Source organism: Streptomyces sp. NPDC037013 (assembly GCF_055607265.1).
In genome coordinates, this window is record NZ_JBVJRV010000003.1 from 622,717 (window position 1) to 647,107 (window position 24,391).

The 24,391-nt window shown below is 73.9% G+C and carries 20 protein-coding genes; 6 read left to right on the plus strand and 14 right to left on the minus strand.

What is annotated here, in order from left to right:
• Positions 1-215: 215 nt before the first annotated feature.
• The gene (locus ACZ7DY_RS12675) at positions 216-680 is read right to left on the minus strand and encodes an NUDIX hydrolase (RefSeq protein ID WP_471133635.1); all 465 of its coding nucleotides are present in this window, start codon (positions 678-680) and stop codon (positions 216-218) included.
• A gap of 338 nt (positions 681-1,018) precedes the next feature.
• Between ACZ7DY_RS12675 and ACZ7DY_RS12680 the strand changes: the two genes are divergently transcribed.
• Entirely contained in the window at positions 1,019-4,309 is a 3,291-nt protein-coding gene (locus ACZ7DY_RS12680; protein WP_471133638.1) for a S8 family serine peptidase, read from the plus strand.
• A gap of 121 nt (positions 4,310-4,430) precedes the next feature.
• On the opposite strand, the gene ACZ7DY_RS12685 is transcribed toward ACZ7DY_RS12680, so the two are convergent.
• Positions 4,431-5,195: a hypothetical protein gene (locus ACZ7DY_RS12685; RefSeq protein ID WP_471133640.1), complete on the minus strand. Its 765-nt coding sequence runs from the start codon at positions 5,193-5,195 to the stop codon at positions 4,431-4,433.
• Complete coding sequence (locus tag ACZ7DY_RS12690; protein ID WP_471133643.1) at positions 5,192-5,722, minus strand: sigma-70 family RNA polymerase sigma factor; 531 nt, start codon at positions 5,720-5,722, stop codon at positions 5,192-5,194. The genes ACZ7DY_RS12685 and ACZ7DY_RS12690 overlap by 4 nt, the downstream gene beginning before the upstream one ends.
• 198 nt (positions 5,723-5,920) lie before the next feature.
• Between ACZ7DY_RS12690 and ACZ7DY_RS12695 the strand changes: the two genes are divergently transcribed.
• Entirely contained in the window at positions 5,921-6,937 is a 1,017-nt protein-coding gene (locus ACZ7DY_RS12695; RefSeq protein WP_471133646.1) for an aspartate-semialdehyde dehydrogenase, read from the plus strand.
• 11 nt (positions 6,938-6,948) lie between these two features.
• Here ACZ7DY_RS12695 and ACZ7DY_RS12700 read toward each other — a convergent pair whose 3' ends face one another.
• The gene (locus ACZ7DY_RS12700; protein ID WP_471133649.1) at positions 6,949-8,241 is read right to left on the minus strand and encodes an MFS transporter; all 1,293 of its coding nucleotides are present in this window, start codon (positions 8,239-8,241) and stop codon (positions 6,949-6,951) included.
• 220 nt (positions 8,242-8,461) lie between these two features.
• Between ACZ7DY_RS12700 and ACZ7DY_RS12705 the strand changes: the two genes are divergently transcribed.
• Positions 8,462-9,328 (plus strand): LysR family transcriptional regulator, encoded by an 867-nt coding sequence (locus ACZ7DY_RS12705; protein ID WP_471133652.1) that lies wholly within the window; start codon positions 8,462-8,464, stop codon positions 9,326-9,328.
• Here the strand turns inward: ACZ7DY_RS12705 and ACZ7DY_RS12710 are convergent.
• Together ACZ7DY_RS12710 and ACZ7DY_RS12715 are read right to left on the minus strand one after the other, a co-directional pair.
• The gene (locus ACZ7DY_RS12710; RefSeq protein WP_471133655.1) at positions 9,325-9,864 is read right to left on the minus strand and encodes a DUF1203 domain-containing protein; all 540 of its coding nucleotides are present in this window, start codon (positions 9,862-9,864) and stop codon (positions 9,325-9,327) included. The two genes, ACZ7DY_RS12705 and ACZ7DY_RS12710, sit on opposite strands and share 4 nt — an antisense overlap.
• A gap of 61 nt (positions 9,865-9,925) precedes the next feature.
• The gene (locus ACZ7DY_RS12715; RefSeq protein WP_471133658.1) at positions 9,926-11,203 is read right to left on the minus strand and encodes a flavin-dependent oxidoreductase; all 1,278 of its coding nucleotides are present in this window, start codon (positions 11,201-11,203) and stop codon (positions 9,926-9,928) included.
• A gap of 306 nt (positions 11,204-11,509) precedes the next feature.
• Between ACZ7DY_RS12715 and pepN the strand changes: the two genes are divergently transcribed.
• Entirely contained in the window at positions 11,510-14,077 is a 2,568-nt protein-coding gene (pepN, locus tag ACZ7DY_RS12720; RefSeq protein ID WP_471133661.1) for an aminopeptidase N, read from the plus strand.
• Positions 14,078-14,159: 82 nt separating this feature from the next.
• On the opposite strand, the gene ACZ7DY_RS12725 is transcribed toward pepN, so the two are convergent.
• Positions 14,160-15,053 carry a class I SAM-dependent methyltransferase gene (locus ACZ7DY_RS12725; protein WP_471133664.1) on the minus strand — a complete coding sequence of 298 codons (894 nt, stop codon included), beginning with the start codon at positions 15,051-15,053 and terminating at the stop codon, positions 14,160-14,162.
• 105 nt (positions 15,054-15,158) lie between these two features.
• On the minus strand, positions 15,159-15,746 hold the full coding sequence (locus ACZ7DY_RS12730) for a helix-turn-helix domain-containing protein (protein ID WP_471133667.1): 588 nt from the start codon (positions 15,744-15,746) through the stop codon (positions 15,159-15,161).
• A 71-nt stretch (positions 15,747-15,817) separates the two neighbouring features.
• Here ACZ7DY_RS12730 and ACZ7DY_RS12735 point away from each other — a divergent pair, with 71 nt between their 5' ends.
• Positions 15,818-16,855 (plus strand): NAD(P)/FAD-dependent oxidoreductase, encoded by a 1,038-nt coding sequence (locus ACZ7DY_RS12735; protein ID WP_471133670.1) that lies wholly within the window; start codon positions 15,818-15,820, stop codon positions 16,853-16,855.
• Between the two features lie 46 nt (positions 16,856-16,901).
• On the opposite strand, the gene ACZ7DY_RS12740 is transcribed toward ACZ7DY_RS12735, so the two are convergent.
• From ACZ7DY_RS12740 to ACZ7DY_RS12750, 3 genes are all read right to left on the minus strand, one after another.
• A complete protein-coding gene (locus tag ACZ7DY_RS12740) occupies positions 16,902-17,813 on the minus strand; it encodes a LysR family transcriptional regulator (RefSeq protein WP_471133673.1) in 912 nt (303 codons plus the stop codon).
• 52 nt (positions 17,814-17,865) lie between these two features.
• On the minus strand, positions 17,866-18,792 hold the full coding sequence (locus ACZ7DY_RS12745; RefSeq protein WP_471133676.1) for a DMT family transporter: 927 nt from the start codon (positions 18,790-18,792) through the stop codon (positions 17,866-17,868).
• Positions 18,793-18,970: 178 nt separating this feature from the next.
• The gene (locus ACZ7DY_RS12750; protein WP_471133679.1) at positions 18,971-20,443 is read right to left on the minus strand and encodes an FAD-dependent monooxygenase; all 1,473 of its coding nucleotides are present in this window, start codon (positions 20,441-20,443) and stop codon (positions 18,971-18,973) included.
• A gap of 126 nt (positions 20,444-20,569) precedes the next feature.
• On the opposite strand from ACZ7DY_RS12750, the gene ACZ7DY_RS12755 reads away from it, so the two are divergent.
• Positions 20,570-21,178, plus strand: coding sequence for a TetR/AcrR family transcriptional regulator (locus ACZ7DY_RS12755; protein ID WP_471133682.1), 609 nt, complete (start codon positions 20,570-20,572; stop codon positions 21,176-21,178).
• Between the two features lie 139 nt (positions 21,179-21,317).
• On the opposite strand, the gene ACZ7DY_RS12760 is transcribed toward ACZ7DY_RS12755, so the two are convergent.
• From ACZ7DY_RS12760 to ACZ7DY_RS12770, 3 genes are read right to left on the minus strand one after another with little or no spacing between them, the layout of a single operon-like run.
• Entirely contained in the window at positions 21,318-21,554 is a 237-nt protein-coding gene (locus ACZ7DY_RS12760; RefSeq protein ID WP_471133685.1) for a hypothetical protein, read from the minus strand.
• 20 nt (positions 21,555-21,574) lie between these two features.
• Positions 21,575-23,788, minus strand: a complete 2,214-nt coding sequence (gene malQ, locus ACZ7DY_RS12765) for a 4-alpha-glucanotransferase (RefSeq protein ID WP_471133688.1) — start codon at positions 23,786-23,788, stop codon at positions 21,575-21,577.
• Complete coding sequence (locus ACZ7DY_RS12770) at positions 23,788-24,033, minus strand: hypothetical protein (RefSeq protein ID WP_471134540.1); 246 nt, start codon at positions 24,031-24,033, stop codon at positions 23,788-23,790. The genes malQ and ACZ7DY_RS12770 overlap by 1 nt, the downstream gene beginning before the upstream one ends.
• Between the last annotated feature and the right edge of the window lie 358 nt (positions 24,034-24,391).

Genomic DNA, 24,391 nt, shown 5'->3' on the forward strand with positions numbered 1-24,391 from the left:
GACGGTCCTGGCCGGGGTGCGGCCGGTGGACTGCCCGCTCGTACTGGATCGTTGGCATCGGGGGTGGCCTGCGCGTGAACGAGGCCGCAACGCGCGGCGCCGATCACCGTACGTGGATCACCGGGCACCCTGCGCGGTCACGCACCCCTCTTCGGCCGGAGAGGAGGCCGTCACTCCGTGTTCACCTCGCGGGGAAGGAGAGGCGCCGGGCGGGGTCAGCCCGCCGGGTCCGCGGCGGGGACGTGCCCGTCGGCGGGACGGGTGCGCCACAGGGTCAGGCCGATGTCGACGAGGCCGACGCGGTCGAGTTCCGGCACGGCCTCCAGGGGGTGCCAGGCGGCGAGGTCCGTGGAGCCGTCGGTCTCGTTGCGCAGCGCGCCGCCGGTGATCCGCGCCTCGTAGACGATCCGCACCCCGTGGAAGTCGGCGACGGCGCCGAGCCTGCGCGGGTAGCGGCGGCGCAGGGAGTCGACGCCGAGCAGCGCGACGGGTTCGACGACGTAGCCGGTCTCCTCGTCGGCCTCCCGGATCACGGTGTCGTAGGGATCCTCGCCGTGGTCCATGCCGCCGCCGGGCAGCGTCCAGCGTCTGCTGCCGTCGCCGGCGACCCAGCGGGCCAGCAGGACATGGCCGTCGCGGACGCATACGGCGTAGGCCGCCACCCGGAGTTCTCTCTGCACGGGTTGACGCTAAGCGGTTTGCCGCGGGTCCGCTCCTCGTCGGGGCATTCGTCCGGGCATTCGCCGGGACATTCGCCGGCCCGTTCGTCGCGGCCCGTCGCCCGCTCCCTCGCCCGTGCCAGGGGTGCGACCGCTCCCGCCATGCCCCCGTATGCCTGGCTTTGCTCCCGATGACGTATGGCGGAATTGCGTCACGCCCTGATCACAGCTCGGACAACTCTCCCCAAACAGCTGTCACTTACGTAAGGGTGAGCGGTCATCCGGTCCCGAATTCCGGACCCATGCGGAATCCGGGCCCGTATCGACCCTCCTCCCGACCTTCACGTACAGGGATGCCGATGCCCAGATCCAGTTCCAGCGCGAGACGCGCGCCCCGCCTCGCGATAGCCGCCGGTCTCACCGCCGCGCTCTGCGCGACCGGGGCCGCACCCCTCGCCTTCGCCGCGGACGAGACGCCCGCCCCCGTGCCCGCGCCCAAGTCCGCGGCCGGCAAGCTCGGCCCGGCCGACGCCGAACTGCTCGCCGCCGCCGAGGCGGCCGGCGAGAAGACCGTCACGATGATGGTCGCCACCGCGCCCGGCGCCACCGAGCAGGTCGCCGACCGGCTCGACGCCGTCAAGGGCGGCTCGGTGGGCCGCACCTACGACAAGCTCGGCTACGTCCGCGCCACCGTGCCGACCGCCGAGGCGGACGCCGCGATCAAGTCGGCCGCGAAGCTGTCGTCGGTGCACGCCATCGACCTGCGCCACGAGATCGAGCTGGACGACCCGACGCCCGCCGCCGACCACGCCAAGGGCGCGAAGAGGGCCGCCCGCGGCACGTACCCGGGCCCGGATAAGAACACCCCGGCGGCCAACCCGTACAACCCGTCCGCCGAGACCGGCGCCGTCGACTTCGTGAAGAAGCACCGCAAGGCCGACGGCCGCGGCATCACCATCGGCATCCTCGACTCCGGCATCGACCTGGGTCACCCGGCGCTGAAGAAGACCACCACCGGCGAGCGCAAGATCACCGACTGGGTGACGGCGACCGACCCGATCGTGGACGCGGACGGCACCTGGCGCCGCATGACCAACCCCGTCACCGGCCCCGTCTTCACGTGGGACGGCGAGACGTGGAAGGCCCCGGCGGGCTCCTTCCAGGTCAACCGGTTCCGCGAGTCGGCCACCACCGGCGGCGACGCCAAGGGCGACCTCAACCGCGACGGCGACACCACCGACAGCTGGGGCGTCCTGTACGACGCGGCGGCCGGCACGGTCCGCGTCGACCTGAACGACAACAACGACTTCACCGACGACAAGCCGATGAAGCCGTACAAGGACGGCCACCAGGTCGCCTACTTCGGAAAGGACGACCCGGCGACCGACGTCGCCGAGCGCGTCCCCTTCGTCGTCGAGATCCGCAAGGACGTGCCGACCGACCCGTACGGCGGCGACTGGGTCGGCAAGAAGGCCGACTTCGTCAACATCGGCGTCATCGAGTCCGAGCACGGCACGCACGTCGCGGGCATCACCGCGGCCAACGGCCTGTTCGGCGGCAAGATGAACGGCGCCGCCCCCGGCGCCAAGCTGGTCTCCTCGCGCGCCTGCACCTGGTCCGGCGGCTGCACCAACGTCGCGCTCACCGAGGGCATGATCGACCTCGTCACCAAGCGCGGCGTCGACATCGTCAACATGTCGATCGGCGGCCTGCCCGCCCTCAACGACGGCAACAACGCGCGCGCCGAGCTCTACACGCGCCTCATCGACACCTACGGCGTGCAGCTGGTGATCTCCGCGGGCAACTCGGGCCCCGGCGCCAACACCATCGGCGACCCCGGCCTCGCCGACAAGGTCATCTCGGTGGGCGCCGCCATCTCCAAGGAGACCTGGGCCGCCAACTACGGCTCCACGGTGGAGAAGAAGTACGCGATGATGCCGTTCTCCTCGCGCGGCCCGCGTGAGGACGGCGGCTTCGCGCCGATCATCTCGGCGCCCGGTTCGGCGATCAACACCACCCAGACCTGGCTGCCGGGCTCCCCGGTCGCCGAGGCCGGGTACAAGCTGCCCGCCGGCTACTCGATGCTGCAGGGCACCTCGATGGCGTCCCCGCAGGCCGCCGGCGCCTCGGCGCTGCTGCTCTCGGCCGCCGAGCGCGAGCACATCAAGCTCACCCCCGCCAAGCTGCGCACCGCGCTGACCTCCACCGCGGGCCACATCCGCGGCGAGCAGGCGTACGCGCAGGGCACCGGCCTCATCGACGTCGTCGACGCCTGGAAGGCGATCGAGGCCGGCGCGAAGGCCCACACCTACACCGTGAAGGCCCCGGTCGACACCGCGCTCGAGCAGGAGCTGAAGAAGCCCGGCACCGGCATCTACGACCGTGAGGGCGGCCTGAAGACCGGCCAGAAGCGGACGTACGACGTGACGATCACCCGCACCTCGGGCCCCGACCGTCCCGTCCGTCACCACCTCGGGCTTGCCGACAACCACGAGAAGACCTTCAAGCTGCTCGGCAAGAGCGACGTGACGCTGCCGCTGAACGAGCCGGTCACCGTCAAGGTCCGGGCCGAGGCCCGCTCCGCCGGGGTGCACAGCGCGATCCTCACCGTCGACGACCCGCGCACCAAGGGGATCGACCAGCAGATCATGTCGACGGTCGTCGTCTCGGCGCCGCTCGCCAAGCCGTCGTACACCTTCTCCGCGAAGGGCTCGACGCAGCGCAACAGCACCAAGTCCTACTTCGTCACGGTCCCCAAGGGCGCCAAGTCCCTCGAGGTCTCCCTCGGCGGCCTGAAGGACAAGAGCCAGACCCGCTTCATCGCGATCCACCCGTACGGCGTCCCGGTCGACTCCACCTCGTCGATCGTCTGCTACCCGAACTACGAGAACCCGGCGAACACCTGCCGCCCGGACCTGCGCGCCTACGCGGACCCGCAGGCGGGCGTCTGGGAGATCGAGGTCGAGTCGCGCCGTACGTCGCCGATGCTCGACAACCCGTACAAGCTGAACGTCGCCGCGCTCGGGGTCGCCTTCGACCCGGCCGTGCAGACGCTTCCCGAGGCGAAGGTCGGCACGCCGGCGCCCGTCTCCTGGAAGGTGACGAACAACTTCGCGGCCGTCGACGGCAAGCTGAAGGGCGGCCCGCTCGGGTCGGCCAAGTCGGCGCGCCCCACCATCAAGCAGGGTGAGACGCAGACCACCGAGGTCGTCGTGCCCGAGGGTGCCGAGCGTCTCGACGTCGCCATCGGCTCGCCCGCGGACATCGCCGCCGACCTCGACCTGGCCGTCAAGAAGGACGGCGTCGTCGTCGGTTCGTCGGCTGAGGGCGACTCGGAGGAGTCGGTCACCCTGACGAAGCCGGCCGCCGGCACCTACACGATCGAGGTGGCGGGCTACTCGGTGCCGTCCGGCTCGACCGCGTACGACTACCGGGACGTCTTCTTCTCCGGCGCGCTCGGCAGCGTCACCGTCGACGAGTCGCAGCGGATCAAGCTCGCCAACGGCGCGTCGGCGCAGGTCGCCGCCAAGGTCGAGGCGAAGGCCCCGGCCGCCGCGGGCCGCGAGCTGTTCGGCGAGGTGTCCCTCCTGAACGCGGCCGGCACGGTCGCGGGCAGCGGCAGCGTGAAGGTCGAGAAGGTCACGCCGTAGTTCTCACCCGCTCGCACCGCATGACGGGAAAGTCCCGCCGGAAGCCGCGCCACGCGGCCTTCCGGCGGGACTTTCCCGCAATCCGGACATCCAGGCACCGGGCATCCGGGCACCCGCGCGCTCAGTCCGCGGGGCCCCCGCCCCCGTCGCACCGGATCTTCTTCGAGCCCGGCAGCGCCTTGAGGATCATCGTGCGCAGGCGCTCGCGGTCCCGGCCCGTGCTCCACGCGTCCGGCTCGGCCGAACCCCGCGGAACGGTGACCAGGACCCGGTCGCCCTCCTTCAGGCGCGGGTCCACGTCACGGTCCATGGGGAACCGCACCGTGTCCCGCCCGGACGCCGGCTTCAGATACCGGCTCACGTCGAGCGTGACGCGGTCCTGGAGCCCGCCGGGGACCGGCTCGACCGCGGTGACCGTGCCCTCCACGATCAGCCGCGAGCAGGCGACGAAGCCCTCCGGGGAGAGGTCCGCGTCGGCCGGGGCGTGGCCGCGCCGCTTCCCGCCGGCGGACATGCCCTGGCCCCCGCTCTCGTCCGCCGCCCCCTGCACCGCGTCGACGGCGAGCCAGGCGAGTCCGCCGACCATCGCCGCGGCCACGGTCGCCGCCACGGCGCCGAGGGCGACGGTGAGGCCGCGCCGGGACGCCGTACGCGAGGGGCCCGCCGGGACGGCGCGCACGCGCGGCGCGGGGGGCGCCGCCAGGGCGCTGCCGACCGCGCCGAGCCGCTCGCGCAGCAGCGCGACGTCGGCCACGGCCGCCGCGTGGGCGGCGGCGAACTCCGGGTCGCCCAGCGCCCCGTCCGGCACGGACTCGCCGGTGATCGCGAGCATCAGCGCGTCGTCGGGATCGAGGCCGAGGTCCTTCTCCTCCTCCGGCACGGTCACACCACCTCCCCTTCGTGCAGCCGCGCCCGCAGGTGCCGTACCGCCGTGTGCAGTCTGCTCTTGACCGTGCCCTCCGGGATGCCCAGCTCATCGGCGATCGCCCGGACCGGCAGGTCGGCGTAGAAGCGCAGGACCACCACCTGCCGCTGCGTGTCGGGCAGCTCGCCGAGGCCCTGCGCGACGGCCAGCGAGGTGGCCCGCGTCTCCGCGCCGTCCTCGTCGGTCGCCTCCCGCCAGAGCACCGCGAGCCGCTCGCCGAGCCGCTCCTGCCTGCGCCGGGCCCGGTGCCAGTCCATGGCCAGGTTGGAGGCGACGACGGCCGCCCACGCCGAGACGTCGCGCGGCGCCGCACGCCCGTCCGCGGCCCGCTCCAGGAGCTTCAGCCTGACCTGCTGCACCCCGTCCGGCAGATCGGCGTGCGGCACCCCGCCCAGCGCGAGCACGGCCCGCACCCGGTCCTCCTGCGCCGGACCGAGCGGGTCCGCGCCCTGCGCCCGCGACGCACGGCGCCCCTTTCCGCGCAGCAATGTGCCCCTCCCCTCCCCCGCGTTTCCCCTATGACGCGCGGGGCGCCGGAAACGTTCGGTCCGGGTCCCGCCGAATGTGGCGTCCCGCACCTCGGACAATGGATTGGACAACGCGGCACTGGAGAGACGCATCATGGAGCCACCCCGCACAGACCGGCCGAGGTCACGAGGCCGCACGCACATACGGAGGAAGTCCCTGTGAAGGTCGGAATCGTCGGAGCCACCGGTCAGGTCGGCACGGTCATGCGCAAGATCCTCGCCGAGCGGAAGTTCCCGGCCCAGGAGCTGCGCCTGTTCGCCTCGGCCCGCAGCGCCGGCACGGTGATCGACGGCGTGACCGTCGAGGACGCCTCCACGGCCGACTACACGGGCCTGGACATCGTGCTGTTCTCGGCCGGCGGGGCCACCTCCAAGGCCCTCGCCGAGAAGGTCGCCTCGCAGGGCGCCGTCGTGATCGACAACTCCTCGGCCTGGCGCCGCCACCCCGAGGTCCCCCTCGTGGTCTCCGAGGTGAACCCGCACGCGGTCAAGGACCGCCCCAAGGGCATCATCGCCAACCCGAACTGCACGACGATGGCCGCGATGCCGGTCCTGAAGCCGCTGCACGCCGAGGCGGGCCTCGAAGCGCTGGTCGTCGCCACCTACCAGGCGGTGTCGGGCTCCGGCCTGGCCGGCGTGGACGAGCTCTTCGAGCAGGTCAAGAAGGTCGGCGAGGACGCACCCAAGCTCACCCACGACGGTTCGTCGGTCGACTTCCCCCAGCCGGACAAGTACGTCGCGCCGATCGCGTACAACGTCCTGCCGATGGCGGGCTCCGTCGTCGACGACGGCCTGAACGAGACCGACGAGGAGCAGAAGCTCCGCCACGAGTCCCGCAAGATCCTGGAGATCCCGGAGCTCAAGGTCTCCGGCACCTGTGTGCGCGTCCCCGTCTTCACCGGCCACTCCCTCCAGGTCAACGCCCGCTTCGCGCGGCCGCTGAGCCCCGAGCGGGCCACCGAGATCCTGGAGAAGGCCGAGGGCGTCGTCGTCACGGAGGTGCCCACGCCGCTGGTCGCCGCGGGCAAGGACGACGCGTTCGTGGGCCGCATCCGCAAGGACGAGACAGTCGAGAATGGCCTGGCGTTCTTCATCTCCGACGACAACCTCCGCAAGGGCGCCGCGCTGAACGCCGTCCAGATCGCGGAGCTGGTCGCCGCGGAGCTCAAGGGCTGATCACCGGCTGATCACCGGCTGACCGGGGGCCGCTCGGGGTCCGGGCAGCCGCCGTACGCCGATGAGGGGCGGTCACCGTCGACCGGTGGCCGCCCCTTCCGCGTGCCCGCGGCCCGACCGCGCCGCGGCCCCGCGCACGCCACCGCCACCAGCGCGAGTCCGGCGAAGGCGCCGCCCAGCCAGAGCGCGGCACCGGCCCCGTGGCCGTCCGCGACCCGGCCGCCGGCGAAGGCGCCGAGGGCGATCGCCGTGTTGAAGACGCCCGCGAAGAGCGCGGAGGCCGCCTCGCGGGCGTGCGGGGCCGCGGCCATCACCCAGTTCTGCGCGGAGACCGACACCCCGCCGTACGCCAGGCCCCACGCCACGAGCAGTGCCACCGACGCGGCGAGCGAGCCGCCCGCGGGCACCATGAGCGGCACGACGGCGGCGAGCCCCGCGCAGATGACGAGCAGCGCCCTGCGCGGATCGCGGGCCGCGACGGCGCCGCCCGCGAAGTTGCCCGCGATCCCCGCCGTGCCGTAGGCCAGGAGCAGCACGCTGATCAGGCCCGCGCCGATGCCGGGCACCCGCTCGAGGACGGGACGTATGTAGGTGTACGCGGCGAAGTGGCCGGTGACCAGGAGGGTGACGGTGAGGAGGGCGGCCCGCAGGCGGCCGATGCGCAGCAGGGCGGGGAAGGCGCCGAACCCCATCCCCTCCCCGGCGGGCAGCGGGGGCAGGGCCGTGGCGAGCAGGGCGGCGACGGCGAGGGAGAGGGCGGCGAGGGCCGCGAACCCCCAGCGCCAGCCCGCCAGTTCGCCAAGGAGGGTACCTGCGGGCACGCCGAGGACGGACGCCACCGCGATGCCGCTGAAGATCACGGCGGTGGCCCGTCCCGCGCCGTCCTCGCGGACCAGCCGCACGCCGAGGCCGGCCGCGATGGCCCAGACGCCGCCGATGCACACGCCGACCAGGAGCCGCGCGGCGAGCAGGACGCCGAAGCCGGGGGCGAGCGCGGAGACCACGTTGGCGGCGGCGAGCAGCGCCATCAGCAGGGCGAGGACGGTGCGCCGGTCGGCGCGGCGCACCGCGACGGGCAGCAGCGGGGCGGCGAGGGCGGCGACGACGCCGGGCAGGGTGACGGCGAGTCCCGCGGTGCCGTCCGAGACGCCCAGGCCGGCGCCGATGGAGGTGAGGAGTCCGACGGGGAGCATCTCCGTGGTGACGACGGAGAAGGTGGCGGCGGCGACCACGAGGACGGCGGGGGACCGCGGCGGGCGTGGTGTCGCACCGGGTCGTGCGGGGATACGAGTGCGCTGTGACATGGCATCCACCCTGTGGGGGCGTCCGCACGGGAACAACGCCGAAGATCTCATCCTTGTATGAGCCGGATTCATCGATCGACGAGCGATCGCCGGGCGTTCGGCGCACGGGCGGGAACGCGGGGAGGAGAGACGGCGCGCCATGGGCGGACCGGGGTTCGGGCCGGGGGTCGGAGTGGGGTTCGGTGGGGGCGAGGGAGCGGGGAAGGGGCCGGGGAACGGAGTGGAGATCCGGGAGCTGGAGTGCTTCCTGGTGCTCGCCGACGAGCTGCACTTCGGGCGGACCGGCGAACGGCTGTACGTCTCGCAGAGCCGCGTCAGCCAGTTGCTCGCCGCCCTGGAGCGGCGGATCGGCGCGCGTCTGGTGGAGCGTACGAGCCGCCGGGTGGCCCTGACCACACTCGGGGAGCGATTTCTCGCCGAACTGCGGCCGTCGTACCGGGAGTTGGCGGCCGTGGTGGAGCGGGCGAAGGCGGCGACACGCGGGGTCGGTGACACGCTGCGGATCGGTTTCCAGGGCACCGCCGACGCCCGGCTGCTGGGTGCCGTCGAGACCTTCCAGGAGCGGCATCCGGCCTGCGCCACGGAGATCCTGGAGCTGCCCTTGTCCGACCCGTTCGGCGCGGTCCGCGACGGCGGCGTGGACACCGCGATCGTGCTGCTCCCCGTCGACGAGCCGGACCTGGTGCTCGGTCCCGTCTTCCGCGGCGAGCCGCAGACCGTCGCCGTGTCGGTGCGGCACCCCTTCGCGGGCCGGGCCTCGCTCACGGCGGCGGAGCTGGCCGGGACGCCGCTGATCGCGGCGGCCGGCCCGGCGCCCGGCTACTGGCGCGCGGCGCACGCCCCGTCGACCGTCCCCGCCCCGGCGGTCCGCACCCTCCAGGAAGGCCTGTCGCTGGTCGCGGCGGACCGCGGGGCGATGCTGCTGTGCCGCCCGACGGCGGAGTACCAGGGCCGCGGGGACGTGGCCTTCGTACCGGTCGATGGGGTGCCCGACTCGGTGCTCGGGATGGTGTGGCGCCGGGACGGGGAGACGGCGCGGGTACGGGAGTTCGCGCGGGCCGTGGAGCCGGCCGCGGCGGAAGGCTAGCCCGCTCTGCCCGGCCTGCGCACCTCGTAGTGGAAGCAGCCGTACTCCACGGCGCGGACGTGCACGAGGGCGACCCGCGGGTCGGCGAAGGCCTCGGCGAACGCGGCGTCGAAGCCGCGCTCCGCGTCCTCGGGGATCTCCAGCAGGCGGCCCCCGACGATGTGCCCCCGCGCGTCGTAGCGGCGCAGCGTGCGCAGCGCCCCGGCCCGCGAGAACGGGTAGCCCTCCGGCTCCCGCGCCGGCCCTTCGCAGGGGTCGGCGTGGATGAAGACGGGCCCCTGCTCGTCGTAGGCGCCGGGGGCGGCGCCGGTCTCGGCGGCCCAGCGGCGCAGCGGCGCGTACGAGACGAGGGCGACGCGATCGCCGGGGGCGACGGGCCGCAGACAGCAGCGGAGCGGGTCGCCGCCCTCGTCGTCGACGTACGGCACGCAGGGCCGTCCCGCGTCATCGATCTCCCGCAGCTGCCGCAAGGTCTCCGGGGGGATGGGCAGGGGCGTGTACGTGGTGGGCGTGTGCGCCCGGGCGTGTGTGGTCATGGTCCGAGCCTCGCGCGCGCGAGAGCCACGGGCTGGCGGTTTTCGGACGGGGAGTCGGCCCTCACCCCACCCCCCAGGACCCCCGCCCGTTCAGCTCCGCCACGTCCACGCCGGTCGTCCTGCGGTACGCCGCGTCGATCTCGGCCAGTTCGTCCGGCGTCAGGACGTCCTCGATCCGGTCGAAGCCGTCGGGGGCGCGCAGGGCGACCGTGTGGAGGATGCGGTCCGCCGGCATGTCGCGGTTGGCGAGGACGAGCGCGTTGGCCGGCTCGCGGCGCACCTCCTCATAAGCCCGAAGTCCCGCCTCCCGGTCCGGCGCGGTGTGGGCGAGGCAGCGCGCGAGGACGCGGGCGTCGAGGATCGCCTGGGAGCCGCCGTTCGACCCCACCGGGTACATCGGGTGGGCCGCGTCGCCGAGCAGGGTGACCGGGCCGCGGCCCCACCGGGCGAGCGGGTCCCGGTCCACCATCGGGTACTCCAGGATGTGCCGGGTCGCGGCGAGCATCGCCGGCACGTCGAGGTCGCCGATGCGCCAGCCCGCGAAGTGCGGCAGGACGTCGGAGAGCCGCCCGGAGCGGTTCCAGTCGGCGGGCCCCGCCACCCCGTGGTGGTGCGCCGGCGGGAACCGCACCTCCGCCGCCCAGTTGAGCAGCGCCCTGCCCCGCTCGTCGGCCCGCCGGGAGATCGGGTAGACGACGAGTTTCGCGGTGGCGTTGCTGCCCGCCACCGCGACGGTGCGCCCGCCGAGCACCGGGTGCCATTCGACGGTGCCGCGCCACATCCGTACGCCGTTCCACAGCGGCGGCCCCTCGCCCGGGTGCAGCATGGCCCGCACCGCCGAGTGCAGCCCGTCCGCCCCGACCAGGGCCCGCACCCGTACGGCGTACTCGCGGGCGCGCGCCATGTCCCGCAGGATCACCCGCAGGGCGCCACCCTCGCGCTCGGCGAGGCGCACGAAGGCGGTGCCGGTGCGGACCGCGTGGTCGCCGAGCCGGTCACGGACGGCGTCGAGAAGGAGCAGCTGGAGGGCGCCGCGGTGCAGGGAGTACTGCGGCCAGTGGTAGCCGAGGGCGAGGCCGCGCGGCTCGGCCCAGATGCGGTTGCCGTGCCGGTCGAAGTGGACCATCGCGTCGGGGGCGACGGCGGTCGCGGCTAGTTCGTCGCCGAGGCCCAGCTCGGTCAACTCCCGTACGGCGTGCGGCAGGAGGTTGATGCCGACGCCGACGGGGCGCAGCTGGTCGGTGGCGTCCACCACGCGGACGTCGATGCCGGCGGCGTGCAGGCTGAGCGCGGCGGTGAGCCCGCCGATGCCCGCGCCGGCCACCAGTACGTCGGTCATGGCCGTCGCGCGGGCGGCCGGGCGGCGGCCGGTCCCCCGGTCGTGGGTCCCTCGGTCTCCGGTCTCTCGGTCTCCGCCATCCGGCATCCCCCTGTGGTTCCTGACCGCCCCCGGGACCGTGGTCTGCGGCCGGTACGGACGGGTGCGAACGCGCGGAGCGTAACCGCACGGCAGCCTGAGGACAATGGCCCGGGCGGCCAACGGGGTGCGCATGGAAGGATGGCCGGAAACACCACAAGTCACACCCCCCGAAGATCAAGACGTCGTACCCACGAAGACACACGTCGTACCCGAGGAGATGACCGCGTGCCCGGCACCAATCTGACCCGCGAAGAGGCGCAGCAGCGGGCGAAGCTGCTCACCGTTGACTCGTACGAGGTCGAGCTCGACCTCTCCGGCGCGCAGGAGGGCGGCACCTACCGGTCCGTGACCACGGTGCGCTTCGACTGCGCGGAGGCGGGCGCCGAGACCTTCATCGACCTGGTGGCCCCCGCGGTCCACGAGGCCGTCCTGAACGGCCACGCGCTGGACGTGGCCTCGGTCTTCCGTGACTCGCGGATCGCGCTCAAGCACCTCGTCGCCGGCCGGAACGAGCTGCGGGTCGTCGCCGACTGCGAGTACACCAACACCGGTGAGGGCCTGCACCGCTTCGTCGACCCGGTCGACCAGCAGGCGTACCTCTACACGCAGTTCGAGGTGCCGGACGCCCGCCGCGTCTTCGCCTCGTTCGAACAGCCGGACCTGAAGGCGACGTTCACGTTCACGGTGAAGGCGCCGAGCGGCTGGAGCGTCATCTCGAACTCCCCGACGCCCGAGCCGAAGGACGACGTCTGGTCCTTCGAGCCGACGCCGCGCATGTCGACGTATGTCACGGCGCTGATCGTGGGCCCGTACCACTCGGTGCACTCGTCGTACGAGGGCCCGGACGGCCAGTCGGTGCCGCTCGGCATCTACTGCCGCCCCTCGCTCGCCGAGTACCTCGACTCGGACGCGATCTTCGAGGTCACCCGGCAGGGCTTCGACTGGTTCCAGGAGAAGTTCGACTACAAGTACCCCTTCGCCAAGTACGACCAGCTCTTCGTGCCGGAGTTCAACGCGGGCGCGATGGAGAACGCGGGCGCGGTGACCATCCGCGACCAGTACGTGTTCCGCTCGAAGGTGACCGACGCCGCCTACGAGGTGCGCGCCGCCACGATCCTGCACGAGCTGGCCCACATGTGGTTCGGCGACCTCGTCACCATGGAGTGGTGGAACGACCTGTGGCTGAACGAGTCGTTCGCCACCTACGCCGAGGCCGCCTGCCAGGCGTACGCGCCGGGCTCGAAGTGGCCGCACTCCTGGACGACGTTCGCCAACTCCATGAAGACGTGGGCGTACCGCCAGGACCAGCTGCCCTCCACGCACCCGATCATGGCCGACATCCGTGACCTGGACGACGTCCTGGTCAACTTCGACGGCATCACGTACGCCAAGGGCGCCTCGGTGCTCAAGCAGCTCGTCGCGTACGTCGGTGAGGACGAGTTCTTCCAGGGCGTCCAGGCGTACTTCAAGCGTCACGCGTTCGGCAACACGCGCCTGTCCGACCTCCTCGGCGCCCTGGAGGAGACCAGCGGCCGCGACCTGAAGACCTGGTCGAAGAAGTGGCTGGAGACGGCCGGCATCAACGTGCTGCGGCCGGTCGTGGACGTCGACACGCAGGGCGTCATCACGTCCTTCGCGGTCAAGCAGGAGGCCCCCGCGCTCCCCGAGGGCGCGAAGGGCGAGTCCACGCTGCGCCCGCACCGCATCGCGATCGGCCTGTACGACCTGGACGAGGCCTCCGGCAAGCTGCTGCGCACGGACCGCGTGGAACTGGACGTCGACGGTGAACTGACCGCCGTGGACGCCCTGGTGGGCAAGCGCCGCCCTGCGGTGATCCTCCTCAACGACGACGACCTCTCGTACGCGAAGGTCCGCCTGGACACCGAGTCGCTGGCCTTCGTCACGGACCACATCGGCGACTTCGACGCGTCGCTGCCGCGCGCCCTGTGCTGGGCGTCGGCGTGGGACATGACGCGTGACGCTGAGCTGCCGACGCGGGAGTACCTGAACCTCGTCCTCTCCGGCATCGGCAAGGAGTCGGACATCGGCGTCGTGCAGTCGCTGCACCGCCAGGTGAAGCTGTCGCTCGACCTGTACGCGGCGCCGGCGGGCCGCGAGGCGGCGCTGACCCGCTGGACCGAGGCGACCCTGGAGCACCTGCGGGCGGCCGAGCCCGGCAGCGACCACCAGCTGGCCTGGGCCCGCGCCTTCGCCGCGACGGCCCGCACGGACGCCGACCTCTCGCTCCTGGAGCGGCTGCTCGACGGCTCGGAGTCGGTGGAGGGTCTCGCGGTCGACACCGAGCTGCGCTGGGCGTTCGTGGCGCGGCTCGCGGCGACGGGCCGCCTCGGCGAGGCGGGCATCGCGGCGGAGCTGGAGCGGGACAGGACGGCGGCGGGCGAGCGGCACGCGGCGTCCGCGCGGGCCGCGCTGCCGACCGCGGAGGCGAAGGCCGCGGCCTGGGCGTCGGTCGTCGAGTCCGACACCCTGCCGAACGCGATCCAGGAGGCGGTGATCGACGGCTTCGTCCAGACCGACCAGCGCGAGCTCCTCGCGCCGTACGCGGAGAAGTTCTTCGCGGCGGTCAAGGACGCCTGGGACTCCCGCTCCCACGAGATGGCCCAGCAGATCGCCACGGGCCTCTACCCCTCGCTCCAGATCTCCCGGACCACGCTGGACGCCACCGACGCCTGGCTGGCGTCGGCCGAGCCGTCGGCGGCGCTGCGCCGCCTGATCACGGAGTCCCGCGCGGGCGTGGAGCGGGCGCTGCGGGCGCAGGCCGCGGACGCGTAGCCCTCGGCCGGGCGGGGGGAAGTCTTCCCGTCCCCCCGCCCGGGGGCGCCGTGGTGCGCGAGGACCCGGCCCGCCGCGTCGGTCAGCGGCGGGCCGCCCAGACCGTGCGTTCGGTGCGGACCACGAGGTCGTCGCGGCGCAGGACGCCGTGCGGGCTCCCGGTGTCGAGCAGCCGGTCGAGCGCGGCGAGGTCGCCCGGCGAGAGGGTGTCGGCGACCGTGCCGCGCAGCCGCCGCAGGCTCTCCAGGGCGTAGCGGCCCACCGCAGGGGAGCGTGAGCCGTCGATGTCGACGGTGACCGTGCGGCCGTCCTCGACGGTGAATCCGGCGGCGGTGAGCCGGGGGCCCCAGTCGGCGCCGCGGTGCGGCACGTGGTCGGCGTGGTGGCGCTCGCTCGCGGCGTGGCAGCGCTCTTCGAGCCCGGGGGCCTCCGCCGGGGCGTCAGCGGGCAGGAACCGCGGGAAGCCCGCGAGCTCGACGACGGCGAACAGCCCGCCGGGCGCCAGGGTTTCGTGGACCTGGCGCAGGGTGCGCGCGGGGTCGGCCATGTGGTGCAGCGACGCCGACGCCCAGACGAGGTCGGGCGCGCCGGCCCCCGGCCGGACCGTGCCGAACCGGGGCCACTCGGCGTCCAGGTCGGCCCGGACGGTCAGCACGCGGTCGGCCACGCCCCGCTCGGCGGCCTTCTCCCGCAGGCGGTCGAGGTGCGGCTCCGAGGCGTCGATGGCGGTGACGTACGTGTCGGGGAAGCGGTCCAGGAGGGCGAGGGTGCCCGCCCCGGTCCCGCATCCGAGGTCGACGACGTGCCGCGGACCGTCCGCGACGGGCAGCCACCGGACGATGGACGCGAGCTGGTCGGCGAGGACTTCCGCGTCCAGGTCGAGGATCTCCGCCTGGTCGTCGGCGCGCTCGTGCCGGTGGCCGTGGTCCGGATGGCCGTGGTGGTCGTGGTGCTGGGGCGGGGTGGCGTGGGTCATGCGTCCGACGGTAAGCGGACGGGGGGCCACCGCCGCGTCGCGTTCCGGAACGCGCAAGACAATGGTTCGCCGTGCTGCCGGAGACGCAAGCCGCACCCGCGGGACCTACTCCCTGGGGCCGTCCTCGGCGCGCTGGTGGCCGCGCCGGGCGTCGCGGTCGAAGATGCCGAGGAGTTCGCACGGTCCGCCCTCGGCGCCGATGGCGTGCGGCAGCATCGTGGGGAACTCCGCGGCCTGATTGGTCTCGACGCGGAAGCGGCGGTTGCCCAGGAGCAGGGTCGCGGTGCCGGAGAGGACCACGAACCACTCCCGGCCCGGGTGGGCCCGCATCCGCGCGGGGTTCTCCGGCGGTGGCTCGGTGACGCGCTGCCGCATGACGCTCACCCCGGGGTCGGCCCGGACGGACCAGCGCATCCGGGCGTGGGCCGCCTCGATGACGGGGCTGGAGACGACGTCGTCCGCGGCCGTCTCGACCAGCTGGTCGAGCGTGGTGTCCAGGGCGCGGGCGAGGGTGACCAGCTGGTCGAGGGCGAGCCTGCGCCGGCCGTTCTCGATGCGGCTGAGCGTGGACTGGCTGACCTTGGCGCGGCCGGCCAGCTCCTCCAGCGACCAGCCCTGCGCCACCCGCAGGGCGCGGATCCGTTTGCGTACCAGGCTGTCCAGATCCCTGTCTTCTTGCGTCATGAGCAACATCGTATGCCCGCGTCGCAAGGTGGGCATACGGTCGGTGCAGACCCCGCCACCGACGAGGAAGAGTGCCTCCCATGCCTCCCACCACCGCCCCCACCCAGGACGACCACACCGGCGACGGACCCGCGGGGGACGAGCTGCCGCGCGGAAGCGTCGACGCCGTCGTCATCGGCGGCGGCGCCGCGGGCCTGAACGGCGCGCTGATGCTGGCCCGCTCCCGCCGCTCGGTCGTCGTCATCGACAGCGGCACGCCGCGCAACGCGCCCGCGGAGGGCGTGCACGGCCTGCTCGGCCTGGACGGCACGCCCCCCGCCGAGCTGCTCGCACGCGGTCGCGCGGAGGTGCGCCGCTACGGCGGGCTCATCGTCTCCGGCGAGGTGACGCACACGGCTCCGGCCGATCCGTCGCCCGGCGCCGACCCGCGCTTCACCGTCACGCTGTCCGACGGCCGCACCCTGGTGGCCCGCCGCCTGCTGGTCGCCACCGGTTTGCGGGACGTACTCCCCGACGTGCCCGGGCTCGCCGGGCACTGGGGCCGCGGGGTGGTGCACTGCCCGTACTGCCACGGCTGGGAGGTGCGCGACGAGCCCATCGGTGTCCTGGCGGTGGGTCCGATCTCCGTTCACCATGCGCTGCTCTTCCGCCAACTGACGGACGACCTCGTCTACTTCACCCGCGGCACCGAGCTCGACGACGAGACCCGCGCCCGGTTCGCCGCCCGCGGCATCGACGTCATCGACACCCCCGTCGAGCGCGTCGTCCCCGACGGGGAGGACGGCATCAAGGGCGTGCTCCTGGCGGACGGCCGGCTGGTCGAGCGGAGCGTCCTCGCGGTCCTGACGACGATGCTGGCGCGGAACGACGGCCTCGATGGTCTCGGGCTGCCGATGGAGGAGCTGCCCGACGGCATGGGCAACCGGTTCGTCGCGGGCACGGCGGGCGTCACCGACGTGCCGGGCGTCTGGGTGGCCGGCAACGCCACCGACCCCACCGCCCAGGTCGGCGCCTCCGCCGCGTCCGGTGCCCTGGCGGGCGCCCAGATGAACGCGGACCTGGCCACGGCCGACACGGAGGCGGCGCTCACCGCGACCCACGCCGACGCCACACCCTGAGGACGCGCTGTCTCACCCCCCCGGGCCGCCGCTCCCAACTCCCGGTCTACCGGGTCCGGTTCGGCACCGCTTCGCGCAGGGACGCGAGGACGCGGGAGACCGCCGCGCCGGAGGCCGCGCCGCGCCGGACCGCCGCGATCACGTGGCGGCGCGGCCGGTCCGCCGCGAGCTCCCGCATCACCACCCCGTCGCGCCGCGCCGCCGCGAGGCGCGGCACCAGGGCCACTCCCATGCCCGCCTCCACCATCGCGAGGATCGCCGTCCAGCCGGACGCCGAATGCGCCTGCTCCGGCGCGAAGCCGGCGTTCTCGCACGCCGCCCGGGTGATCTCGGACCAGGGGCCGCTGCCGCCGAAGATCCACGGCTCGGCGGCGAGATCGGCGAGCCGCAGCCCCTCGGCCGACGCCAGTGGATGGTCCCCGGGCAGCGCCACGTCGAGCGGGTCGGCGAGGAGCGACTCGCGGGTGAAGCGCGTGTCCGCGTCGGCCGCCGCGGGCGCCTGGACGGCCAGGGAGAGGGCGATGTCCACCTCGCCGGCCGCGAGGAGTTCGTACGCCTGGGCCGCCTCGGTCTCCCGCACCCGTACGGAGATGCCGGGCGCCGCCTCCCGCAGCGCCCGGACGGCCGGCACGACGAGCGCGGGCACCGCCGTCGAGAAGGCGCCGACCCGCACCTCCCCCGCCTCGCCCTGCGCGTACGCGGTCAGTTCTGCGTCGGCACGCTCCAGTTGGGCGAAGACCGCCTCGGCGTGCCGGAGCACCAGATGCGCCGCGTCGGTGAGGCGGACCCGCCGCCCGTGCGCCTCCAGGAGCGGCACGCCCAGCTGTTTGGCGAGGTTGGAGAGCTGCTGGGAGACGGCCGACGGCGTCATCCGCAGGGCCTGCGCCGTCGCCGTCACGGTGCCCCGTTCGCTCAACGTGCGCAGGATCTGCAGCTTCTTGATGTCCCACTCGCTCATGAGGCCAACGTACCGACTGGTCAGGAGGAGAGAGCCCACCGGTCGTGCCCCGTCACCTGGCGCGGGTCGTGCCGAGCACGACCCCGCCCAGGATCAGACCCATGCACAGCACCTGGAGCCATCCCATCGCCTCGCCGAGGAGCGCGAAGGAGAGCAGGGCGACGCAGACCGGCTGGAGGTAGTAGACGACGCCGGCGCGGGCGGCACCGATGATCGAGATGGCCTTGTTCCAGGCGAAGAAGGCGACGGCCGATGAGACCACGCCGACGTACAGGAGCGGCGAGACCGTGCCGGCGGTGGGCTCGAAGCCGCCCTGGACCATGTAGCTGACCACGTAGACCGGGAGCAGCATGAGCGCGCCGAGCACGAACGTCGAGAAGAGGAAGGGGAGTCCGCCGATCTCCGCGGGCCTGCGCTTGAGCAGCGCGCTGTACGAGCCGAAGGAGAGCGCGCCCGCGATCACCCACAGGTCGCCGACGGCGAAGTCCATGGCGAGGGAGCCCTTGCTGACCAGGAGCAGGACTCCGGCGCAGGCGACGAGCATGCCGGTCACGCGGCGGGCGCCGAGCCGGGTGCCGCCGAGGCGTTCGTAGAGGGCCATCAGGACGGGTGACGCCGCCATGATCATGCCCATGTTGCCCGCGGTGGTCGTCATGCCGGCCTGGTTGACGAGGGTGTTGTAGACGGTGACGCCCAGCAGCGCGGCGAGCAGCAGGAACTTGAGGTGGGCGCGGAGCAGTTGGCGCTGCCGCCAGGTCTGCCGGGCCGCGAACGGCGCGACCGCGGCGATGGCGATGATCCATCGCCAGAACGCGTGCTGGACGGGGGGCACGGAGTCGTGCAGGGCCCGGGAGGTGACGAAGCTGCCCGACCAGACGACCGTGGCGAGGGCCGCGAGAGCGAGGCCGAGGCCGATGGGGCGCGCGGCCGGGTGAGCGGTCGGCGCGGTGTGAGCGGGGGTCCGGTCGAGGAGTGCCACGGGGTATCCCTTGTCTCTCTCCCCCGGGGGCGGGGGCGTCTTGTCACCCCCGTGGGGCGGGGGCGTCGCGGTGTGGGTCGCGGAACCACCGTGACACCCCGGCACCTGTCAGGTCCATCGAATCTTTCCGCTTGTTCTTTTAAGGGTAAGTGAACGATGGGGCCTCTCCTTCGCGGGCTCAGGCGAGGCCCCACTCCCCCAGCGCCGCGCCCACCGCGTCGCCGTCCGCGTCCTCCGCCGCCCACGCCACATACCCGTCGGGGCGCACCAGGACGGTCGTGCGGCGCCCGCTCGACCAGTGGGCCGGTACGGCGCGGCCCGCCGCGAACGCCTCGCCCACCGGCGCGATCAGCACGAACTCGCCCGCGCGCAGCGCCTCGTGGAGCCTGCCCTCCTTGAGCGCGACGTCGGGGGCGCGGCGCCCGACGAAGCGGTGGGCGCCCTTCGGCGCCGGGTAGGCGATGCCGACGCCGGTGACCTGGCCGACCGCCTTGGCGCGCACCGCGGGCAGGCGGTTCACGAGGGCGGCGACCGCGGCGCGCGCCGCTCGCGTCCAGGGGCGCTTGGCCATCGCGAGCCGGACGAGCCCGCCGCTGCTGTGGAGCACCGTCTTGCCCACCGGGTGCCGCTCGGCCTCGTACGTGTCCAACAGGCCTTGCGGGGCACGGCCGTTGTAGGCGGCGGCCAGTTTCCAGCTGAGGTTCGCGGCGTCCTGCAATCCGGTGTTCATGCCCTGGCCGCCGGCCGGGGAGTGGATGTGCGCGGCGTCCCCGGCGAGGAAGACGCGGCCCACCCGGTAGGCGGGGGCCTGCCGCTCGTCGCTGTGGAAGCGGGACATCCAGCGGGCGTCATGCATGCCGAAGTCCCGGCCGAGCGCCCGCCGGACGATGTCCTTGACCTCGGCGAGGTCGAGCGGCTCGCTGTCGGGGACGTCGCGGCGGCGGTCCCAGCCGATGACCCGGTGGTAGCCGTCGGCGAAGGGCGCGATGAAGGCGAAGGCGTCCCCGGAGGCGTTGACGGCGAGCAGCGTCTCCGGCGGTTCGGCGAGCCGCACGTCGGCGAGGACGAGCGAGCGGATGACGGACCGCCCGGGGAAGGGCAGGCCGACCGCCTCGCGCACCCCGCTGCGGAGCCCGTCGGCGCCGACGGCGTAGGCGGCCCGCAGGGTGTCCGGTTCGCCGCCGGGGCCGCGGAGCCGGAGCGTGACGCCGTCGTCGTCCTGGACGAGCCCGGCCACCTCGGCCTCGTACACGAAGCGCACCCCGGCCTCGACCGCGCGCCGTTCGAGGACGCGCTCGACCTCGTACTGGGGCAGGACGAGGACGTGCCGGAACCGCGAGGGCAGCTCCGTGAGGTCGAGGGCGAGCCGCTCGAAGAGACGGAGCCTGTCGAGCGGCTCGCCCTTGGCCTCCAGCTCGTCGGCGAGGCCGCGCGCATCCAGCTGCTCCAGGGTGCGGGCGTGCACGACCATGGCGCGCGAGAGGTTGCTGATGCCGCGCCCGCGCTTCTCCACGAGCGTCACGGGGATGCCGGCGGCGGCGAGGTCCCCGGCGAGCAGCAGCCCGGTGGGGCCAGCGCCGACGACCACGACGGGGTCGGACTCCTTGCCCGCGCGGTGAGTGGTCTCCGTGGTTCCGGTCGTACCGTTCATGGCCGCCTCCTGATGCCCGCACCGGATCTCGACGCCTGCTCGTCAACACCTGTTGGTCAACGCTTGTTGGCAAAGGTAGGACCGCGGCCGTGGACTGTCAACGCTTGTTGGCCTACATTTGTTGGCATGACCGAAAGAGCCCCCGCCGCGCCCCCCGCCGACACCCCCGCGGACGGGCCGGCGCCCCGCCGCTCCGACGCCACCCGCGCCGGCATCCTCGCCGCGGCCCGCGAACGGTTCGCCGCGGACGGGTACGAGCGCGCGACGATCCGCGCCATCGCAAGGGACGCCCGCATCGACCCGTCGATGGTGATGCGCTACTACGGCAACAAGGAGGGGCTCTTCGCCGCGGCCACCTCGGTCGACCTGCGCATCCCGGACTTCGCCGAGGTGCCCCGCGCGGAGGTCGGACGGGTGCTCGTGACGCACTTCCTCACCGTCTGGGAGGACGCGGAGGTGCTCACCGCCCTGCTCCGGGTGGGCATCACCAATCAGGCGGGGGCCGAGCGCATGCGGGACATCTTCGAGGAACAGCTGCTGCCGGTGGCGCGCGCGGTCTGCCCCGACCCCGCCGAGGCACCGGAGCGGGCGGCGCTCTGTGCGGCCCAGGTGCTGGGTCTGGCCCTGACGCGGTACGTGCTCCGCTTTCCACCCTCGGTCGCGCTGACGCGCGAGGAGGTCACCAAGTGGCTGGCGCCCACGCTCCAGCGGTATCTGACGGCCGAGCGGCCGTGAGCACGCCGAGGGCGCCCTCCGGCGACGTCCGTACGGGATACGGGTGTACGTCGCCGGAGGGCGCCCTCGGCGTACGGTGCGGCGCGGGCGGACGGCGTCCTCGGAGCGGGTGCCCGGGACGCGGTACCGCCGCGGCGGGTCAGCCCTGCTTCTGCTGCTTGCGGGACTTGTCGCCGATGATCACGAGGCCCGCGATCACCAGGAACAGCACGATGGGCGCGGCGACATAGAGGCCGAGCGTGTCGATGACGCTCAGGCGCGGGCCCGGGTCGTCACCGTCGTCGCGCGCCGCGAAGGCGGGGGACGACATGAGCAGCATCATCAGCGTCGTGCCGGAGGCCAGGGCGCCGGCGCGCAGTGCGTTCTTCTTGTCCACGGTGCCAACGTAGCGAACTCCTAAACGGGCTGCGCGCCCGGGGGTGCCGTACGGGGAGTCTCCACCGGTCCCGTCCCCTCGCGGAACACCGCCATGAGGGCGTGCAGGCGCGGTGACGCGGCGAGTTCCTCCAGGGTGACGGGGCGTCCGGAGGCGTCGGTAACGGGCAGGCGCCAGTTGGGGTACTGGTCCCATGTGCCGGGCAGGTTCTGCGGGCGGCGGTCGCCGACCGCGTCCGGCAGCCAGATGCCGATCATGCGGGCCGGGGTGGCCAGCAGGAAACGGTGCACGGCGCGGATCTCGTCCTCCTCGCAGCCCATGCCGCCGGGCAGCATGCCGAGCCGGGAGAGCAGCGCGAGCCACTCCCTCACGTCGGCGGCGGCCTCGGCCCGTTCCTCGGCGAGGGGGCGGGTCAACAGGCCCAGGTCGTGGCGGAGTCGGACGTGCTCGCCGGTGAGGCGGGCGGCCGTCGGGGGCAGGTCGTGCGTGGTGGCGGTGGCCACGCAGTCGGCGCGCCACGCGGCGGCGGGCAGCGGGCGGCCGGTGCCCGCGCTCCCGTCCTCCTTCGCCCAGTCCCGCTCGAACCAGAGCACCGAGGTGCCGAGCACGCCGTGCTCACGCAGGGCCTCGCGGACGCCGGGTTCGACGGTGCCGAGGTCCTCGCCGATGACGAGGGCGTCGGCGCGCCGCGCCTCCAGGGCGAGGACGGCGAGCATCGCCTCGGCGTCGTATTGGACGTACGTCCCCTCGGTGGGCTCGCGGCCCTCGGGGACCCACCACAGCCGGAACAGGCCCATGACGTGGTCGATGCGCAGGGCGCCCGCGTGCCGCAGCAGGCCGCGCAGGAGCGCGCGGTAGGGGGCGTAGCCGGACTCGGCGAGGCGGTCGGGGCGCCAGGGCGGCAGCCCCCAGTCCTGGCCGCGCGCGTTGAAGGCGTCGGGCGGGGCGCCGACCGTCATGCCCGGGGCGAAGTGCCGCCGCTGCGCCCAGGCGTCGGCGCCGCCGGGGTGCACGCCGACCGCGAGGTCGTGCACGAGGCCGATGTCCATGCCCGCCTCGCGCGCGGCACGCTGGGCGGCGGCCAGCTGGGTGTCGGTGAGCCAGGCGAGCCGGCTGTGGAAGTCGACGCGGTCCATCAGCTCGCGCCGAGCGCGGGCCGTCTCCGGCGAGGCCGGGTCGCGCAGTGCGGCGGGCCAGGAGTGCCAGTCGGGGCCGTAGGCCTCGGCGAGGGCGGACCAGGTGGCGTGGTCCTCCAGGGCGGCGCCCTGCTCGGCGAGGAAGGCGCTGTAGGCGGCGCGGCGGCCGGGGCCGAGAGGGACCTCGTGGAGCAGTTCGAGCGCCTCGCGCTTGAGCGTCCAGACAGCGTCCCGGTCGATCAACTCGCCGTCGTGCAGCACCCCTTCGCGCAGCCGCTCGGCCTGGCGGCCGAGGGCGTCGACCCGGTCGCGGGCCGCGCCGCGCAGGTGGGCGAATTCCGGGACCGCCTCGACGCGCAGGTGCACGGGGTCCGGGAAGCGGCGGGAGGAGGGGCGGTACGGCGAGGGGTCGCTGCCCGGGCCGTGCGGCGGGTTCGGGACGGCCGCGTGGAGGGGGTTGACCTGGATGAAGCCGGTGCCCAGGTCGCGGCCTGACCAGGCGGCGAGCTCGGCGAGGTCACCGAGGTCGCCCATGCCCCAGGAGTGGCGGGAGAGCAGGGAGTAGAGCTGGACCATCAGGCCGTGCGCGCGCCGCCCGGGCGTCTTGACCCGGCGGGGGGCGGTGACGAGATGGGCCCGCGCCTCGCGGCCGTCGGGGCCCCGCGCACGCAGCCGGTGCACGCCGGGCGGCAGCGGTACGGGCAACCGCGGGTCGCTCTCCTCGCCTTCCTCGCCGTCCTCTCCGGCCGGCGCCACGCGCCACTCCTCGCTCCCGCCGTCCTCCAGCTCCACCCGCACCCGGGTCCCCGGCGGCAGTCCGGCGAGCGGTGCGGAGGTGGCGGGGCGGGCCGGCCGGTCCTTCGTGGCCGAGGGGGCGTCGTCCGTCCAGGCCACCACGGTCGGCGGCAGCAGGCGTGCGGACAGCTCCGCCTCACGCGCGGCCAGGGCGGAGCCGGCCGCTTCCGGGGTGCTCGCGTCCACGTCCAGCGCGGCGAGCGCCGCGATCACCGCGGCGTCGGCGGCCCGGACGGTGCGGTCCGGGGACGGGGAGTAGGAGGTGGCCACGCCGTACGAGGCGGCCAGCCGGGAAAGGGCCATCAGACCCCCATGTAGTCCAGGCCCGATGCCATGCCGGTGGCGGTCGGCTCGCTGGTCAGCGGCGCGGCGTCGGCAAGGGGCGGCTCGCTGGTCAGCGGCGCGGCGTCGGCGAGCGGGGGCTCGCTGGTGAGGGGCGGCTCGATGCAGCCGCAGGAGCAGGAGCCGTCGAGGCCCGAGTCGGGGTGGGACACCTGCTGGGGGAAGGCGCCCGGGCCGGGGTAGGACACCTGTTCGGGGTAGGACACCTGTTTGGAGAGGGCGGAGAGGAGGAGATTGGCGGAAGCGGCCACGTGTGAGCTCCTTGTCAGGGGGCAGGTCTCGGCAGCCCTACCCAATGAACGGGGCCGCAGACGTATACGTTGCCTCAACGTGTCCTGGGTCACATCCGGTTCCCCTCGCGGGAGTTGTTTCCCCGGGTCCCGTCCGCACCCGGAAGAACAGGCTCCGATCCCGCCGCCGCCGGGAAGATCTCCATGCCGCCGAGGACCACGGAATCCCCGCCTCCGGCCGGGCCCCCTGGCCACGCGCGCACCGCCATCCAGCCCACCGTTACCCCTCCACGCCAGGGAGGCGCACAGGTTCCGTGGAGAATCACCCGGCCGC